Here is a 16,482-nt window from a genome sequence, read left to right on the forward strand (position 1 = left end):
AAATTAGCATTTTGGTAACAATTATGGAAGGGAAAGGAGAATAATATGACCTGGAATGATTTTATAAACATTGACCTGCATTGGTTTTGGGACACAATAATAATTTTCATGGTAGGAAAATTTATCTTGAGACTGGGCGGCAGAAAGTCCATTTCGCAGATGACCATAACTCAGACCATAGTGATGGTTGGAATAGGTTCATTATTAATTCAGCCGGTCTCCGGAAATACCTTAATAAATACACTACTTATATCCCTGCTGTTTACGATTCTGATGATTGTAACTGAGTATGCAGAAGTAAAAGTAGACCTGTGGGAAACTTTTTTTACCGGTAAGTCTTTGCTGGTTATAGAAAATGGTGTGCCGGTAATAAAAAATCTTAAAAAAATCAGGATGTCCATGGACAGATTGGAAACAAGATTAAGGCAATCAGGTATTTCCTCAATTGAAGATGTTAAATACGGTACCATTGAAGTAAGCGGCCAATTGGGGTATGAGCTTAAGGACAGCAAGAAACCCATGACAAGGGAGGATTACAAAATTTTGATGCAAGAAATTTCCCAAATCAAGGATGCTTTGGGACTAAAGCCTTCGTCCATACCAACTGATAAACAACAAAACAACATATTTGAAGAGCTGATTAATAAAAAATTCGAGGGCAACAAGAAAGAACCATAGCAATAGACTGCTTATATTTTATTGAACAAATCCATAATTTACCGTGAAACTTATGAGCGTGATGTGCGTCTAAATAAGTGTATCAATTAAACCTTATGGCCATGAGGAATAAAATCTATTAAAAAGAGGTAAATTGTATGTTCAATAAAAATATATTTAAGTCAGTATCAGTAGGCGCATGCCTTGCCGTAGCATCAATGGGAACTGCTTTTGCACAAAGCCTTCCGCCGGATGCAGCAGTGGTGAAAATAGCTGTGGATGAGGCGATGTACGAAGTCCAGGCCGGTTTTGACAAGGTGCTGTTTGAGGAAAAGGCAAAGGAAATTGAAGAAAAGGGTATAACAGTAACACATACGTCCCCCATAGACGGATATGTGGAAGTGGGTATAACTCCTTTCAGCCAGGAAAACAAAGAGTTCATTGAAAATCTGCTGGGAGGGGAACAGGTAACAGTTGTTGAAGGAAACCAGGCTGTACTGTACACAGATCCGCTCATGTATACAACTTCCGTTGTGGATGCAGAACCCTCAGCAGCTCCGGAAGCAGCAACAAGCGGCCCTGCAGAAGAAGCACCTATAGAGGTTCAGATCGTCAGCACAACGTCAGCAGACGACATAAAGACAGTGAGCGCCCAGGAGGAATCAAAGGATGCAACAAAGACTGTTTCGCCATTGGTCATAGGAGCCGGAGCAGCATTGCTTCTGGGTATTGGAACATTGATTTTCAAAAAGAGGACAGCATAATAAGCAGCAGGGAAACCTGCTGTTTTTTATATGCAAAAATTATTCTGGACTGCAGAGAAGTGACAAACATTAAAAAACTACCCTAAATCAAAGATTTAAGGTAGTTTTCTGGTGAAGTCTGTATAGGTGCTTATTTATTTAAGTATCTTGCGGCATCTTGTGCTGCAAAACGTCCGAAATTTACTGCAAAAGCCTGCTGAGCTCCTGGTACAACACTAACTTCATATGTTTCGCCGTTTAGTCCGCCTGCATCACTGCCTCCCGCATAGAGTCCGGGAATAATATTTCCATCTTTATCAAGAACTTGAGCATTCGGTGTAACTTCTAGTCCATCAGTTGTTGCAAAAATACCTACTTCAAATTTAAAAGCATAATAAGGGCCTTCTTCAACGGGGTATAAGAATTCTGCATCCTTGCCATAATCCAAATCTACACCTGTTTCTCCATAACTATTGTATTTATCTATAGTAGAATGTAATTGTGTTTTATCAATATTAATTTTTTGAGCTAATTCATCAATTGAATCAGCAACAAACACATAATCTGGATGTTCTTTCAAAGCTTCATCAATTTCATCATACAGGTTTGGTATTTCCGGCCAATAACCAGGAAATCCATTTTCAATAAAATTATCAAAGTTCTTCTTGGTAATTATATGATATACAATTCCTTGTTGTCTTTGAGCGTTCCCATTAGTTCCCCAATCCTTTATAATCATGGATTCATCAACAAATCTATTCCCTTCTTGATTGACTTTTAAAACTGGCAGCCATCCCAGTATGTTTATGGGTTCATACACACCATAAACTCTCATAGATGCCCCAAAATTCATAAGCGAACCTTTTAATCTCTTATCTGATGCTCCCGCTGTCAAAGCCATTTTAATTCCATCACCCGTTCTGCCAGCTACACCTGTGTCATAAATAGCATCAGCATCAACTTTCGCATATTCTTCAATCATTTCCGGATTTCCGGCATATCCGCCTGTAGCCAATATAACAACTGGTGCATTGATTACTAATGTACTGCCATCTTTTTTTATTGCTTTAATACCGGCAACTTTGCCGTCTTTCATAACTAATTCTTTTCCTCTGGTTTCCAGTAATATTTCTACTCCCAGCTCCTTAGCTTTATCAGTCATGGTTTTTACAAATTGTGTTCCTGTACCTTTGTATAGATGCCAAGTGTCAAATTTGTTGTTTCCGTTTGGAACAATTCCTTCAAATTCAACGCCTAATGATTCTAACCAGTTTGCTCCTTCTCCTGAGTTTTCATATAACTTCATAATAATGTCCTGGTCTGTTGTCCAATGATGAAAGTTTTGTGCAGCAAAGAAAACTTCTCTGATGTCGTAGTTAATTCCTTGGCTTTCACCATAATTTGAATTTAATCCGCCGTATCCTTCAGCTGAATTAGTTGTTCCTCCTGTAAAACCATTTTTTTCAAGCAATATTACATTTAAACCCTGCTGCCTGGCTTCAATAGATGCTGATAGTCCTGCAGCACCGGAACCAACAACTACTACTTCTGTATCAATGGTTTCGCTTTTATCAGCTACAGATGGTTGTTCATTCTTTGTTATTGCATCCTTGCTGCCTGCAGTTGCTTCTTCTGCAGACTTAGTGCATCCCGGTAATAATAATGCTGCCGCTAATAACAGTGCTGACAGCATTGACATTGTTAAAAATTTCTTGAATCGTTTCATGTGATGTGCTCCTTTTAAAAAGATATGATCATATAAATATTATATAAATATAAAGAAAAATATTAAATACCACTAATTTATGCTATTTTAATAAAATACTACTAAAGTAGTATTTTGATTGGACACAAGAGATTTGCTTTGTTATAATGTTGTCATAAATTATGTTTATAGGAGTCATTATATGTCTATACTTACAGATGACGAGTGGTTTTTAATTTCAGACATTATGTTTGATTTATATAATTCAAATGCAAGTAATTATAGGATCTCTTTTTTTGAACAGATAAAAAAAATTATTCCGTTTGATGTTGGGACCTTTTTTTTAGGAAACAACATAGGAAATCAAAAACTGCTTACAGACCCCATAGCCTATAATCATCCTTGTGATAAGGTGAAGGATAGTGATGAACTTTTTAAAATTTATGAGAAGTTGAATAACTCTGATTACGGTTTATGGCTGCATTACCAGCAAGAATCAATAGTCGTAAGGGACACTGATATTTTATCTGATTCAATACGTGAGGAAAGTGAAATCTATAAAAAGATTTTTGTACCTGTTGGAATGCATTATTGTTGCAGCATGTACATTATATACAATGGCATTTTACTTGGAACTGTTAACCTGTTTAGAAAAAAAGAAAACCAAGACTTTACGGAAAAAGATATATTTATATTAAACTATATTAAACGTCATTTAACTCATCGAATGTATCAAATACACCCACAAGGTAAAAATCAAGAAAATATCAAAAATATAATGATAAAAGACTTTAATTTGACGGAAAGAGAATATCAAATTGTCATTGATATATGTAAAGGTTTTACAAACAGAGAAATTGGTGATGAACTGTTTGTTTCAGAAAATACAATAAAAAAGCACACTCTGCATATATTTGAGAAAACGGGCATTAATAACCGTGCAATGCTTATAAAAATGTTTTATGAAAGATATTACGGGAAGGTATTCCTATGAATTGTCTATATGAATTGCAACTATAAGAACAGTAAATAACAGAACATGCTTTGGATTGCACTAAGCTCAGAGAATTAAAGCAAGTACAGTAACATTTTCTTGTTGACATTTTTGTGTTTTTGAAATACTATATATTTAGTAAATTACTAAATTAGTAAGTTAGTAAACTGGAGAGATGAAAATGAAAATACCTACAACTTTAAAACATAAACCTGTAATAGTATCAGAAAACTATGAAAATGTAGACGGAAGATATGCATACGATTCTGATGCCAAGGGACTTTCCCTGGGTCTTGCCCAGTGGAACGACAGAGGGAAGGTTGATATATCGGCCAAGGTTTGGAGATACACCGGAGAAAAATGGTCCAGACAGTCTGAAGAACTTCCCTTGCACAGGGTGTTGGATCTTGCTATACTTGTATGCAGGACACAGCTCCATTTCAGGGAAGCTTACCGATATGAGAAGTTTTATGATCCTGAGAAAACGGTCATAGACAGGGTCGGTCTTCAGGGAGACGCCATGACTGTGGAGGTTTGCACGGACAACGAAAAGATAGACAAGGACATAAAGCTGTTCAGCCAGGCCTTGAGTGACGACGGAGAAATAATCGGCGAAAGGCTCAGGACGTTGTCTGCAATATTAAAGGAAATGGGATATTAAAATGGACAGGAAAAAAGAACTTAAGGAGCTGTACAAACAGACGAAAAGTGAAATGGGAATTTTTGCTGTCCAGGCGAAAGACGGCGGATACTGCTTCTTGGAAACAACCAAGAATCTGAAGGGGAAGATCAACAGCACCAGATTTCAGCTGCAGCTTGGATCACATCCCAACAAGGATCTTCAGCAAAAGTGGAATGAACTGGGAGAGGAAGCTTTTGAAATTGCTGTCCTTGAAAAACTTGAATACGATAAGGACGAATCCAAGACGGACTACAGCGAAGAGCTTTCCATTATGAAAATGCTTTGGGATGCAAGACTGAAAGCTTAAAGACTATAGTACAGGAGACAAAATGAGTTTGATACCAAATGATTTCCATCAATCATGGAGTAATTTCCTGACAGATGAGATAAGAAGCGAATTAAAAAACATCGATGAAAAAATAGGAAGAAACATCAATCCACAATATGAAAACGTGCTTCGTTTTATGCGCTGCAACCTGGCAGATGTGAAGGTTGTGATACTGGGTCAGGATCCATACCCGGAAAAAGGAAGAGCTACAGGCAGGGCTTTCGAGGTTGGTGATCTTCATTCGTGGAGCCAGAAGTTCAGGCAGGTTTCACTGAAGAACATCATCCGCCTCATCCACAAGAATTACAGCAACATAGAAGACTACTCTCAAATAAGAAAGTTTTCTGACATTCAGGAGGAAATGAGGACGGGAAAATTCAGGATGCTTCCTCCGGATGAAATATTCAAGTCCTGGGAAAAGCAGGGTGTGCTTCTCCTTAACACCTACTTCACCGTGGAAGCGGGGATCACTGGAAGCCACATAGCCATTTGGGAGCCTTTCAGCATAGAGCTTCTGAAATACATCTCTGAAGAAAACAAGAACATCAGCTGGTTTTTATGGGGAAAGCAGGCTGAGGAGAAAAGTCGCCACATAACCAGCGGCAGGTTCTACATCAGCAGGCATCCAATGATGTGTTCGGAAAAATATGACGATGACTTCCTGAAAAACAACTGCTTCAAGGACACCATGAACCAGATTGACTGGACAGGAAAATAGAAACATATAATTTAATTCTACAGATGCTGTTTTACACAAGCAAACAAAAGAACCTGGCAACAATTTCTGCCAGGTTCTTTATTTGCTTAAGACGTGCAAGAAAAAACACAAAAATTGCAAAATAAAGCAGCAAAATTGCAAAACAAAATATTACATAAAAGAAACATTTTTTGAACTTGACGTAATTTCAATGCTGTACTATAATGTGTAACATAAATCAAAAAAGTGAGTAAAAATAGAAATGCAACTTAAAAAATAATTCTTTCGTTTGCAAAAGAGATACAAATTTACAAAACAATGCCGGAGGTGCAACATGAAGTATAATCCTGTTGAAGCAATGAAGCCAATACTGTACAAGGACATTTTCCCGTACGATGAAATTCCGAAAATCAAATTCAACAACATTCAGCTGCCCATGGACATTCCGAATCAGATATGGATAACGGACACAACGTTCAGAGACGGACAGCAATCTATGACAAGCATGAACACGGAACAGATGATAAGAATATACGATTATCTTCATGAGCTCGATAACGGCTCCGGCATAATAAGACAGACGGAATTTTTTCTGTATTCGCAAAAGGACAGAAGGGCTGCCGAAAAGTGTATGGCCAGAGGCTATGATTTTCCGGAGGTAACATCCTGGATAAGAGCCAACAAGGAGGATTTTTCCATTGTCAAGTCAATGGGAATAAAGGAAACAGGAATACTGATGTCCTGCTCCGATTACCATATTTTCAACAAGCTGAACAAAAGCAGGAAGGAAGCAATGAAGATGTATCTTGACATCGCCTGTGCAGCCATTGAAAACGGCATCGTCCCCAGATGTCACTTTGAGGATATAACAAGGGCGGACTTTTACGGATTTGTGGTTCCGCTGGCGAAAAATCTCATGGAAATGATGAAGGAAAGCAAGATTAACGTGAAAATAAGAGCCTGCGACACACTGGGGCTGGGAGTGTCACAGGCGGGCGTTGAACTTCCCAGAAGCGTTCCTGCCATAATCCACGGTTTGAGATACTATGCCGGAGTTCCATCAGGCTCCATAGAATGGCATGGTCACAACGACTACTACGGTGCTGTTACCAACTCCACAACTTCCTGGCTTTACGGAGGAGCTTCCGTAAACACCACATTGTTCGGCATCGGTGAAAGAGTGGGAAACACCCCGCTGGAAGCTATGATAATAGAATACGGACAAATAAAGGGTAACGCAGGAAAAATGAATCTTGAGCTGATCAACCACATAGAAAGGTTTTTCGAGAAGGAACTTGATTATGAAATTCCTCCAAAGACTCCTTTCGTGGGAAAGGAATTCAACGTGACCAAGGCTGGAATACATGCGGACGGCCTTCTGAAGGATGAGGAGATCTACAACAGCTTTGACACAAGAAAGATTCTGGGAAAACCTCCTCTGGTGGCAATAAATTCCTACTCAGGAATCTCAAGCATTGCATACTGGATAAACAGCTACTTCGGACTAAACGGAGATGAAAAAATTCATAAGAGTGACAACAGGCTCATTCCTGTAAAAAACAAAATAGATTCAGAATATGACAGCGGAAGAACAACAAACATTTCCAGCGAAGAGATGGAGAAACTTGCAAAGTCTTATATTTTCAACAACTATCAAAATGAAAGGGTAATATAAGGAGGGACTATGGCTACACTTGCAGAGAAAATTATCAAAAATCATCTTGTTACCGGAGAAATGAAATCTGGAAATGAAATAGGAATAAGAATTGACCAGACACTCACACAGGATTCAACAGGAACAATGGCATATCTTCAATTCGAGGCTATGGGCATAGATAAGGTAAGAACAAAAAAATCGGTTGCTTACATAGACCACAACATGCTTCAGTCCGGACCTGAAAATGCTGATGACCACCTGTTCATTCAGACTGTTGCCAAGAAACATGGAATTTATTTTTCAAAACCGGGAAACGGAATTTGCCACCAGGTTCATCTTGAACGCTTTTCGGTACCGGGAGACACGCTTTTAGGCTCTGACAGCCACACTCCAACCTGCGGAGGAATGGGCATGATTGCGGTTGGAGCAGGAGGACTTGATGTCGCAGTTGCCATGGCAGGCGGAGAATACAGACTGACGATGCCTGAAATTGTAAATGTGGAGTTAACAGGAAAATTACCTAAATTCACATCAGCCAAGGACATTATTCTTGAAGTCTTGAAACATTTCACCGTTAAGGGCGGAGTGAACAAGATATTTGAATATACCGGCGAAGGAGTAAAATCTCTTTCCGTACCTGAAAGAGGGACAATAACAAACATGGGCGCAGAACTTGGAGCTACCACATCCTTATTCCCTTCAGATGAAAGGACGCTGGAGTTTCTTAAGGCTCAGGGAAGAGAAAAGGATTTTGTTGAACTGAAGGCCGATGACGAAGCGGTGTATTCAGAAAAAATCACAATAGACTTAAATTTGCTTAAACCTAATGTGGCGTTGCCTCATTCGCCTGATGCTGTGGTTTCCGTGAATCAGGTGAGAGGGACCAGGGTTACTCAGGTAGCCATAGGAAGCTGCACCAACTCTTCCTACACAGACATGATGAAGGTTGCAAACATTCTGGACGAACACACGGTTCATGAAAATGTGTCGCTGGTTGTTTCACCGGGATCTAAGCAGGTGCTTGAGATGATTGCTTCAAACGGAGCTCTGGCTAAAATGATTGCATCGGGAGCAAGAGTGCTTGAAAGCGGATGCGGACCTTGCATAGGAATGGGACAGGCACCGGCAAACAACGGAGTGTCTATTAGAACCTTCAACAGAAACTTCAAGGGAAGGTGCGGAACCGATACAGCAGGAGTATACCTGGTAAGCCCTGAAGTTGCAGCATTTTCTGCAATAAAAGGCTTCATTGCAGGAGAAGAGGATTTTGACAACAGTGTAAATCTTGACATAGATATTCCTGAGAAATTCATGGTGAATGACAACATGATAATAAGCCCTGCCGATGACGGAAGAAACGTCGAAATAGTGAGAGGCCCGAACATAAAGACATTCCCAAAGAACTGCCGTCTGGAAGACCATACGGGAGGCCTGATATCGGTACTCATAAAGGTTGAAGATGATATAACAACAGATGCAATAATGCCTTCAAATGCGCATCTTCTTCCGTTCAGATCAAACATTCCTTATCTGTCGGAATTCTGCTTTATGCAGATTGACAAGGATTTTCCGAGGAATGCAAAGAAAAACGGCGGAGGAATAATTGTTGCAGGCAAAAATTACGGGCAGGGATCAAGCCGCGAGCATGCAGCCCTGGCACCCCTGTACCTCGGTGTAAGAGCTGTATTTTCCAAGTCCTTTGCAAGAATACACAAAAGCAACCTTGTGAACAACGGAATCATACCTTTAACATTCAAGGATGAAGCGGATTATGATGACATAGACAAGATGGATGAAATAGAAATACCAAGACTGTTGACACAAATAGAAAAAACTACGGTTGTAGTGGAAAACAAAACAAAAAACAAACAATATGAAATGGAACTGAAACTGTCGGAAAGACAAATTGAAATCATAAAATCCGGAGGGCTTTTAAATTTTATGAGCCTGAAGAAAAACGCGTAGGAGGCTGCCATGAAGAAAAAGATCACGTTGATTCCGGGAGACGGAATAGGGTTGGAAATAATGCACGCAGCAGCAGAAATAATTGATACCGTAACTGACAGCATAGAATGGGAAGAGGTGAATGCAGGCTACACGGCGTATGAACAGTGCGGCGACCTTCTGCCGGAGGAAACAATACAAAGCATCGAAAGAAACAAGGTAGTGTTCAAGGGTCCCATTACAACGCCTGTGGGCAAGGGCTTTAAGAGCATCAATGTACAGCTGAGACAAATGTTCAACCTTTACAGCAACGTCCGTCCCATAAAATCCTATGAGGGAATAGACTCTCTTTACAAAGACCTGGACCTGGTCATAGTGAGGGAAAATTCGGAGGACCTGTACAAGGGAATAGAGCACATGTCAACGGACGACGTGGCGGAAGGCACAAAGGTAATAACAAGAGGAGCAAGCGAAAGGATATCGGATTTTGCATTTAGGCTTGCGGAAAAGGAAAAAAGGAACAAGGTTACCCTGACGCACAAGGCCAATATCATGAAGCTTACAGACGGCCTGTTTCTGGAGTCGGGAAGAAAGGTTTCAAAGAATTATCCGGATATTCAATTCGAGGATGTCATAGTGGATGCCATGTCCATGAAGCTTGTCATGAATCCCCACAACTACCAGGTGATAGTAGCACCGAACCTTTACGGCGACATACTGTCCGATATGGCTGCGGGACTTGTGGGAGGTCTGGGAATGGCGCCAAGCGCCAACATCGGTGAGGATATGGCTATATTCGAACCCGTGCATGGGTCAGCTCCGGACATTGCAGGAAAAAACATTGCAAATCCAACCTCCGCAATTCTCACGGGAATAATGATGCTTCGCCACACAGGTGAAGGTGCGGCAGCGGACAAAATAGAAAAAGCCCTTACAAAGGTTCTGAAAAACAAGGACCTCCACACAAGGGACATAGGAGGAAGCTTAAGCACAACCCAGTTCAGGGATGAGGTTATAAAGGCTCTTTAAGGCTCGCGGGCATTGCCCGCGGGTTTTTTATTTAATAGGAAATCACTCAATATCACAAATAGAAGAAAAAGCACAAGTAAGCCTTTAGTTAAAAAGACTTAAAGTACCAGTAATTAAGTAAAATATCAATCTAACTTGTAAATAAGCTCATAGACACTTTTGAAATAGACAGGTTGCATTAAACCACCACATTTTTAACAAATAAAACGGAGAGTGACAATGCTTTATATTGGGGGGCAATGAAATTAAAACTGAAACTATATTATATGACAGTACCGTAGAAAATATAGATTAGTATAAGCTTAAAACTGTAATTTCAAAATGAAATATTAAATTTACGTAATATTATAGCAATTGACAATTAAATTTAAAGTGATATAATACAAATATATTTCGGAACGTTGTTCCAATATAGGAGGGAATTATGTCTGAAACAATAGTTTCTGTTGAACGTGCAATAGATGTTATACTCGCATTATACAACAACGGAAAAGAAATGGGTATCACTGAGCTGAGTAGGGAATTAGGATTGCATAAAAGTTCTGTTCATAGAATTTTAGTTACTTTAGAAAATAAGAACTTTGTTTATAAAAACTATGAAAATGATAGATATTGGTTAGGTAACAAGCTTTTCGCAATAGGTTTATTAGTAGGCGAAAAGGTATCTATAGTGGATATGATAAGACCATATGCAAAGGAATTATTTAGTGAATATAAAGAAGTTGTTAATGTTTCAATCTTGGATAAAGATATTTCTAATGGATATAAGAGTATGATTATTTTGAAGGAATTTGATGAAAAAGCAATGCTTTCAGTACATCCTAATCTGGGTTCTTCCACAGTTGCATATGCATCTTCTGTTGGAAAGTGTTTACTTGCATATTCAAAAAATATTGATTATACAAAAATTAAAAATCAGTCTATGATAAAATTTACGGATCATACAATAACTAGTTATGATGAATTAATTGAAGAGTTAAAAAGAGTAAAGGAACAAGGTTATGCAGTTGATGATGAAGAACAAGAACTCGGATTAACATGTATAGGAGCACCAATTTTGGATAGAGATGGTTTTGCTATAGCCGCAATAAGTATTTCCGGCCCGAGCTCAAGAATGAGAATGGGTGACTTTAATGAAAAAATACTAAAGGTTAAAAATATAGCTAATAAAATAAGCTTATATATGAAATAATACATTTTGTTAGTGTTTTGGAACAATATTCCATAAAGATAATTAGGAAAGGAGTTCCAAAATATTTTATTAAAATTTCGGAACGATGTTCCGAAAAAGGAGGAGCAATGAGAATTTTAGTAATCAATCCCGGAGGAACTTCAACAAAGATATCAGTGTTTGAGGGTGAGCAAGAAGTGCTTAAAACTAATATCACTCACACACAAGAAGAACTCAAAGATTTTAAAAACGTATTTGAACAATTTGGCTACAGAAAAGATCTAATAGTCAAAACATTAAGTGAAAATCAGTTTCCAATCGAATCATTTAAATGTATTGTTGGAAGAGGCGGTTTAATGAAAGCTATAGAAGGCGGTACCTACGCTGTAAACGGTAAAATGATTGATGATTTAAAAAATGCTATAAATGGCGAGCATCCATCAAACTTAGGAGCTGTAATAGCAAAGGATATTGGAGATCAAATAGGAGTTCCTTCATATATTGTAGATCCAGTTTCAGTAGATGAATTTGAAGATATATCTAGAATTACTGGAATTTCTGATATAGAAAAAGCAAGCTGGATGCATGCTTTAAATCAAAAGGCTGTTTGTAGAAAAACGGCTGAAAAAATGGGTGGCAAATATAGTGATTTTAATTTCATAGTTGCTCATTTAGGTTCAGGAATTTCTATAGCTGCTCACAAAAAAGGTAGAATGATAGATGGAAGTGGAGGAAGAACAGATGGACCATTTTCACCAGAAAGAAGTGGAGGATTACCAACATATCAATTGATTCAATTATGCTATTCAGGTAAGTATACATACAAGGAAATGGTTAACAAGGTAAGCAATATTGGTGGTATGTATGATTATCTTGGAACTAAAGATATGGTAGAAATTGAAAATAGAATTGCTAACGGAGAAAAAAAATCAAAATTAATACTTGATGCATTTATATACAAAGTCGCAAAAGAAATTGCAATGTATGGAGCATCTCTTTATGGCGATTTAGATAAAATTATTTTAACAGGTGGTATTTCTCATTCAAAATTTATAACAGATGAAGTAATAAAAAGAATTTCATATCTTGCACCTGTTGAAATCGTTCCGGGTGAAATGGAAATGAAAGCGTTAGCTTTAGGAGCTTACAGAGTTCTTATAAATATAGAAAGGGCTAAAATTTATAATTAGGGAGGTATTAATGTTAAAGAGTTTTGATGATCTTTTAAGAAAAGCAAGAAATTGTGGAGTATCTACAGTTTCTGTAGCTCAAGCAGAAGATCAGGAAGTTTTAAAAGCTATCAAGATGGCTGAAGATATAGGTTTAATTTATCCCATATTGGTAGGTAATAAGAGTAAAATTGAAGAAAATGCAAAGGTTGTTGGATTGCAAAACTATGAAATAGTGCATGTTGAAAATTCTGACAATGTTGCTTTAGAGGCAGTAAAGGTTGTTAGCAGCGGGGAAGCAAAAATACTAATGAAGGGTTTGGTTAACACATCATTATATTTAAGAGCAGTATTAAATAAGGAGTATGGATTAAGAACTGGCAGACTTTTAAGCTTGTTAGCAGTATATGAACTTCCAGGTTACCATAAGTTATTGTACTGCACAGATAGCGGTGTTAATGTTAGTCCCTCCATTGAACAGAAAAAAGACATTCTAACTAATTCATTATTGGCTATGAAATCTATGGGATTTGAAATGCCAAAGGTTGCAGCTTTAACCTCCAATGAAATGGTAGATCCGAAAATACCAGCAACAGTAGAAGCTGCTTCATTGGTAGAAATGGTAAAAAATAATGATATATCAAACTGCATAATAGAAGGTCCAATAGCTTTTGATGTTGCGTTTGATTCTAATGCTGCAAAGCACAAAGGAATTGACAGTAAGATTTCAGGTGATGTTGATTTATTAATGTTTCCTAATATAGAAACTGGAAACGTTTTAGGAAAGTCGTGGCTTCATTTTAATAACGCTAAGTGGGCGGGAATAATTTTGGGAGCTTCAAGTCCGGTCATTCTTGGTTCAAGGTCAGATACTGCTGATGTGAAAATAAATTCTATTGCGTTAGCATGCTTGACATCAAATTAATAAACTTATAAAAAATATGGAGGATTATATGGATAACAAATCAAAAACTAAATTAATATTTTCAGTCTTAGTACTAGGTTCATGTTGGTCAATAGTTTATTTAATTCCGTTTATTCAATATGTATTTTACGATCCATTCAAGGAAATGATTGGCGCTACTAATGCACAGTTGGGGTTATTGATGTCTATTTATGGTTTTGGAAATATATACGGATGTCCTTTAGGCGGATGGATTGCTGATAGATTCAATTACAAAATAGTATATATGGGTTCTGTTTTCTTAAATGGTGTTTTCGGTCTTTTGTTTGTATCAAATCCAACATATTCATTTGCAGTAATAATGTGGGTGGGATTCGCTATAACAAGTTTAGTTATGAATTACCCGGCACATATTAAAATTATAAGAAATTTAGTTAGTGATGAGGATCAAGGTAAAATTTTCGGTTTAAATGAAACATCTGTTGGTATAGGTAATATTGTTTTTAACGCAGTTATGATGTTCTTATTTAATCGTTTTTTACAAGGAATTGCAGGCTTAAGCGCAGCTATAATTGGATTAAGTGTATTGTCAATACTCTTAACTATTCCTGCTTTCTTTGTTATTGAAAGTCCAAAGAAAAGTGATGTTAAAAAAGAAATCAAGGAACCTACAGTTAAACTTGGAATCAAAGAATATGTTGAAATACTTAAAGATCCATCAACTTGGTTAGTTGCTCTTTCAATATTCTGTATTTATTCATTCTTAGTAACTATGTCATACTTTACTCCATACTTTACTGATGTACTAGGAGCAACAGTTGCTTTCTCCGGCATTGTTGCAATTATAAGAACTTATGTTATGACATTGGTAGGTGCTCCTATTGGGGGGTACTTGACTGATAAAATTAAATCTGCTTCTAAAGTTTTAATTTTCGTACAGGTTGTTGGAATTATAAGTTTAATCGTTATGTTAAATTTAAGCCAGTCTACTCCTATGTACGCTTTAATAGTTCTTACTTTAGTCATGGCATTGGCTGTTTACATGGGGAGAGGTTCTTACTACGCAGTAATTTCTGAGCTTAATATCAACAAAAATAGAACTGCTTCAACTATCGGTATAGCAGCTGCAGTAGGATTTTCACCGGATTTATTCCAATTCTTATTGTTTGGCAATTGGCTAGATGCATATGGACAAACAGGATATACTTATATGTTTATTTTTCAAATAATTGTATTGACAATCGGCGTAGGAACTGCTTTTGCAGTATTAAAATTAAAGAAAAGAAATAGAATATCTAAAAATATTGCAGTAGAAACCGTTTAATGATACAAAATAAAAAGAGGGTGTTACAATGTATGAACAAAATCAACCAACAATTAAATTCGCTGTTGCAGTAACAGGTTTAATTGTTCTAACCCTCATGGGTGGTTTGATATTCTTAAAAGTTGATCCGCATGTATTGCTAATCACAGATATAATAATTGCATATTTCGCTGCAGTTAAATTGGGTTATAAATGGGATTATATTTCGGAGTGCATGGCAAGCGGTGTAAATAAAGCGATGCAAACATTGTTTTTCTTCTTTCTTATTGGTATGGCAATAGGTGCTTGGATTTTAAGCGGTACAGTTCCAGCATTGATAAGTTATGGTTTCAATATTCTTAACCCGACATTTTTTCTGCCTGCAGGCTTGATTATTTGCAGCATAACTGCTTTAGCCACCGGCAGTTCATGGAGCACTGCCGGTACTGTTGGTATAGCATTGATGGGAATAGGGGCTGGTTTAGACATACCAGCTCCAATAACAGCAGGTATGATTGTATCAGGAAGTTATTTTGGTGATAAAATGTCACCGTTATCAGATACAACTAACCTGGCACCGGCCATAGCCGGAACAAATCTTTATGATCATATAAAGGCTATGCTGTATACTACCGTTCCCACTTATATTATAGCTTTAATACTGTATACTGTATTAGGTTTAAAATATTCAGGAGCAACTTTTGACTATCAAAACATAGATTTTATACAAAGCACCATTGAAGGAATGTTTAATCTGAAAATAATAGTTATTATTCCTCTGATAGTTGTTTTAGCAACAAGTTTCTTAAAGTTTCCAGCTATACCGGGTTTAATGTTAGGTATTGTTGTAAGCATTCCTATATCAATCTACATACAAAAGGCAAGCCTTTCAGATGTTATTAATGCTTTGAATTATGGGTATGTGAGTAATAGCGGAGTAGAAATGGTCGACACTTTATTAACCAAGGGTGGAATTCAATCAATGATGTGGACATTTTCGTTGGCTATAATCGCATTGGCACTTGGTGGAGTATTAAGCGGCATAGGGGTTTTTAATGCTATTGTTACAAAAATAATGGAATACATAAAAGAATCAAAATATTTGCCGGCTGCAACAATTTTAACATGCATGGCAGTTAACATAACAATGGCTGAACAATATGTATCAATAGTTGTTACAGGAGAACTTTATAAAGGTGCTTATGAAAAATCAGGATTACAGCCAAGAATGCTTTCACGTTGTTTAGAAGAAGGAGGTACTCTTACATCAAGCTTAATACCTTGGAATACATGTGGAGCTGTTATGTTTGCAGCATTAGGAGTTTCCGCAATACAATATGCTCCTTATGCAATTGTAAACTGGCTTAATCCATTGCTAGGAATGCTCTTACCTATAATTGGCTACAGTTTATTAAGGGATACCGATAATGAGTTAATTGAAAATGATAGCGAGTCAAAAGGCAACACTTTTGATTAAGAATAAAAAATATGGAGGATAA

At 37.4% G+C, this 16,482-nt stretch carries 15 protein-coding genes; 14 read left to right on the plus strand and 1 reads right to left on the minus strand.

All coding sequences use genetic code 11. The annotated features are described in order from the left end of the window. The first annotated feature begins 45 nt into the window (after positions 1-45). Together AAGU76_RS17870 and AAGU76_RS17875 are read left to right on the plus strand one after the other, a co-directional pair. Positions 46-678, plus strand: a complete 633-nt coding sequence (locus AAGU76_RS17870) for a YetF domain-containing protein (RefSeq protein ID WP_342486877.1) — start codon at positions 46-48, stop codon at positions 676-678. A gap of 137 nt (positions 679-815) precedes the next feature. Further along, positions 816-1,421 carry a hypothetical protein gene (locus tag AAGU76_RS17875; protein WP_342486878.1) on the plus strand — a complete coding sequence of 202 codons (606 nt, stop codon included), beginning with the start codon at positions 816-818 and terminating at the stop codon, positions 1,419-1,421. 130 nt (positions 1,422-1,551) lie between these two features. On the opposite strand, the gene AAGU76_RS17880 is transcribed toward AAGU76_RS17875, so the two are convergent. Further along, positions 1,552-3,126: an FAD-dependent oxidoreductase gene (locus tag AAGU76_RS17880; protein ID WP_342486879.1), complete on the minus strand. Its 1,575-nt coding sequence runs from the start codon at positions 3,124-3,126 to the stop codon at positions 1,552-1,554. A 181-nt stretch (positions 3,127-3,307) separates the two neighbouring features. Here AAGU76_RS17880 and AAGU76_RS17885 point away from each other — a divergent pair, with 181 nt between their 5' ends. The 12 genes from AAGU76_RS17885 (at position 3,308) to nhaC (ending at position 16,460) form a co-directional block, all read left to right on the plus strand. Beyond that, positions 3,308-4,099: a LuxR C-terminal-related transcriptional regulator gene (locus AAGU76_RS17885; RefSeq protein WP_342486880.1), complete on the plus strand. Its 792-nt coding sequence runs from the start codon at positions 3,308-3,310 to the stop codon at positions 4,097-4,099. A 181-nt stretch (positions 4,100-4,280) separates the two neighbouring features. Further along, entirely contained in the window at positions 4,281-4,760 is a 480-nt protein-coding gene (locus AAGU76_RS17890; protein WP_342486881.1) for a DUF6530 family protein, read from the plus strand. Between the two features lies 1 nt (position 4,761). Continuing rightward, positions 4,762-5,088 (plus strand): GIY-YIG nuclease family protein, encoded by a 327-nt coding sequence (locus AAGU76_RS17895; RefSeq protein ID WP_342486882.1) that lies wholly within the window; start codon positions 4,762-4,764, stop codon positions 5,086-5,088. A 22-nt stretch (positions 5,089-5,110) separates the two neighbouring features. After that, the gene (locus tag AAGU76_RS17900; protein ID WP_342486883.1) at positions 5,111-5,827 is read left to right on the plus strand and encodes a uracil-DNA glycosylase; all 717 of its coding nucleotides are present in this window, start codon (positions 5,111-5,113) and stop codon (positions 5,825-5,827) included. A gap of 313 nt (positions 5,828-6,140) precedes the next feature. Then, entirely contained in the window at positions 6,141-7,481 is a 1,341-nt protein-coding gene (locus AAGU76_RS17905) for a 2-isopropylmalate synthase (protein ID WP_342486884.1), read from the plus strand. 9 nt (positions 7,482-7,490) lie between these two features. Then, on the plus strand, positions 7,491-9,428 hold the full coding sequence (locus AAGU76_RS17910) for an aconitate hydratase (protein WP_342486885.1): 1,938 nt from the start codon (positions 7,491-7,493) through the stop codon (positions 9,426-9,428). Between the two features lie 9 nt (positions 9,429-9,437). After that, positions 9,438-10,436 carry an isocitrate/isopropylmalate dehydrogenase family protein gene (locus AAGU76_RS17915; RefSeq protein ID WP_342486886.1) on the plus strand — a complete coding sequence of 333 codons (999 nt, stop codon included), beginning with the start codon at positions 9,438-9,440 and terminating at the stop codon, positions 10,434-10,436. A gap of 424 nt (positions 10,437-10,860) precedes the next feature. Further along, positions 10,861-11,628 carry an IclR family transcriptional regulator gene (locus tag AAGU76_RS17920; RefSeq protein WP_342486887.1) on the plus strand — a complete coding sequence of 256 codons (768 nt, stop codon included), beginning with the start codon at positions 10,861-10,863 and terminating at the stop codon, positions 11,626-11,628. A gap of 107 nt (positions 11,629-11,735) precedes the next feature. Then, positions 11,736-12,797 (plus strand): butyrate kinase, encoded by a 1,062-nt coding sequence (gene buk, locus AAGU76_RS17925; RefSeq protein WP_342486888.1) that lies wholly within the window; start codon positions 11,736-11,738, stop codon positions 12,795-12,797. Between the two features lie 10 nt (positions 12,798-12,807). Beyond that, a complete protein-coding gene (locus AAGU76_RS17930; RefSeq protein WP_342486889.1) occupies positions 12,808-13,701 on the plus strand; it encodes a phosphate acyltransferase in 894 nt (297 codons plus the stop codon). Between the two features lie 28 nt (positions 13,702-13,729). After that, positions 13,730-15,004, plus strand: a complete 1,275-nt coding sequence (locus AAGU76_RS17935) for an MFS transporter (RefSeq protein WP_342486890.1) — start codon at positions 13,730-13,732, stop codon at positions 15,002-15,004. A gap of 28 nt (positions 15,005-15,032) precedes the next feature. After that, the gene (gene nhaC / locus AAGU76_RS17940) at positions 15,033-16,460 is read left to right on the plus strand and encodes a Na+/H+ antiporter NhaC (RefSeq protein WP_342486891.1); all 1,428 of its coding nucleotides are present in this window, start codon (positions 15,033-15,035) and stop codon (positions 16,458-16,460) included. Positions 16,461-16,482: the final 22 nt, after the last annotated feature.

Origin of the sequence: Sedimentibacter sp. (assembly GCF_038562225.1) — a bacterium.
Taxonomy (GTDB): Bacteria; Bacillota; Clostridia; order Tissierellales; family Sedimentibacteraceae; genus Sedimentibacter.

Bases quoted from the DNA above. Each gene is read 5' to 3' on its own strand.
- buk (WP_342486888.1), top strand. From the start codon at position 11,736: ATGAGAATTTTAGTAATCAATCCCGGAGGAACTTCAACAAAGATATCA.
- AAGU76_RS17900 (WP_342486883.1), top strand. From the start codon at position 5,111: ATGAGTTTGATACCAAATGATTTCCATCAATCATGGAGTAATTTCCTG.
- AAGU76_RS17915 (WP_342486886.1), top strand. From the start codon at position 9,438: ATGAAGAAAAAGATCACGTTGATTCCGGGAGACGGAATAGGGTTGGAA.
- AAGU76_RS17910 (WP_342486885.1), top strand. From the start codon at position 7,491: ATGGCTACACTTGCAGAGAAAATTATCAAAAATCATCTTGTTACCGGA.
- AAGU76_RS17895 (WP_342486882.1), top strand. From the start codon at position 4,762: ATGGACAGGAAAAAAGAACTTAAGGAGCTGTACAAACAGACGAAAAGT.
- AAGU76_RS17885 (WP_342486880.1), top strand. From the start codon at position 3,308: ATGTCTATACTTACAGATGACGAGTGGTTTTTAATTTCAGACATTATG.
- AAGU76_RS17905 (WP_342486884.1), top strand. From the start codon at position 6,141: ATGAAGTATAATCCTGTTGAAGCAATGAAGCCAATACTGTACAAGGAC.
- AAGU76_RS17870 (WP_342486877.1), top strand. From the start codon at position 46: ATGACCTGGAATGATTTTATAAACATTGACCTGCATTGGTTTTGGGAC.
- AAGU76_RS17875 (WP_342486878.1), top strand. From the start codon at position 816: ATGTTCAATAAAAATATATTTAAGTCAGTATCAGTAGGCGCATGCCTT.
- AAGU76_RS17930 (WP_342486889.1), top strand. From the start codon at position 12,808: ATGTTAAAGAGTTTTGATGATCTTTTAAGAAAAGCAAGAAATTGTGGA.
- nhaC (WP_342486891.1), top strand. From the start codon at position 15,033: ATGTATGAACAAAATCAACCAACAATTAAATTCGCTGTTGCAGTAACA.
- AAGU76_RS17920 (WP_342486887.1), top strand. From the start codon at position 10,861: ATGTCTGAAACAATAGTTTCTGTTGAACGTGCAATAGATGTTATACTC.
- AAGU76_RS17935 (WP_342486890.1), top strand. From the start codon at position 13,730: ATGGATAACAAATCAAAAACTAAATTAATATTTTCAGTCTTAGTACTA.
- AAGU76_RS17880 (WP_342486879.1), bottom strand. From the start codon at position 3,126: ATGAAACGATTCAAGAAATTTTTAACAATGTCAATGCTGTCAGCACTG.
- AAGU76_RS17890 (WP_342486881.1), top strand. From the start codon at position 4,281: ATGAAAATACCTACAACTTTAAAACATAAACCTGTAATAGTATCAGAA.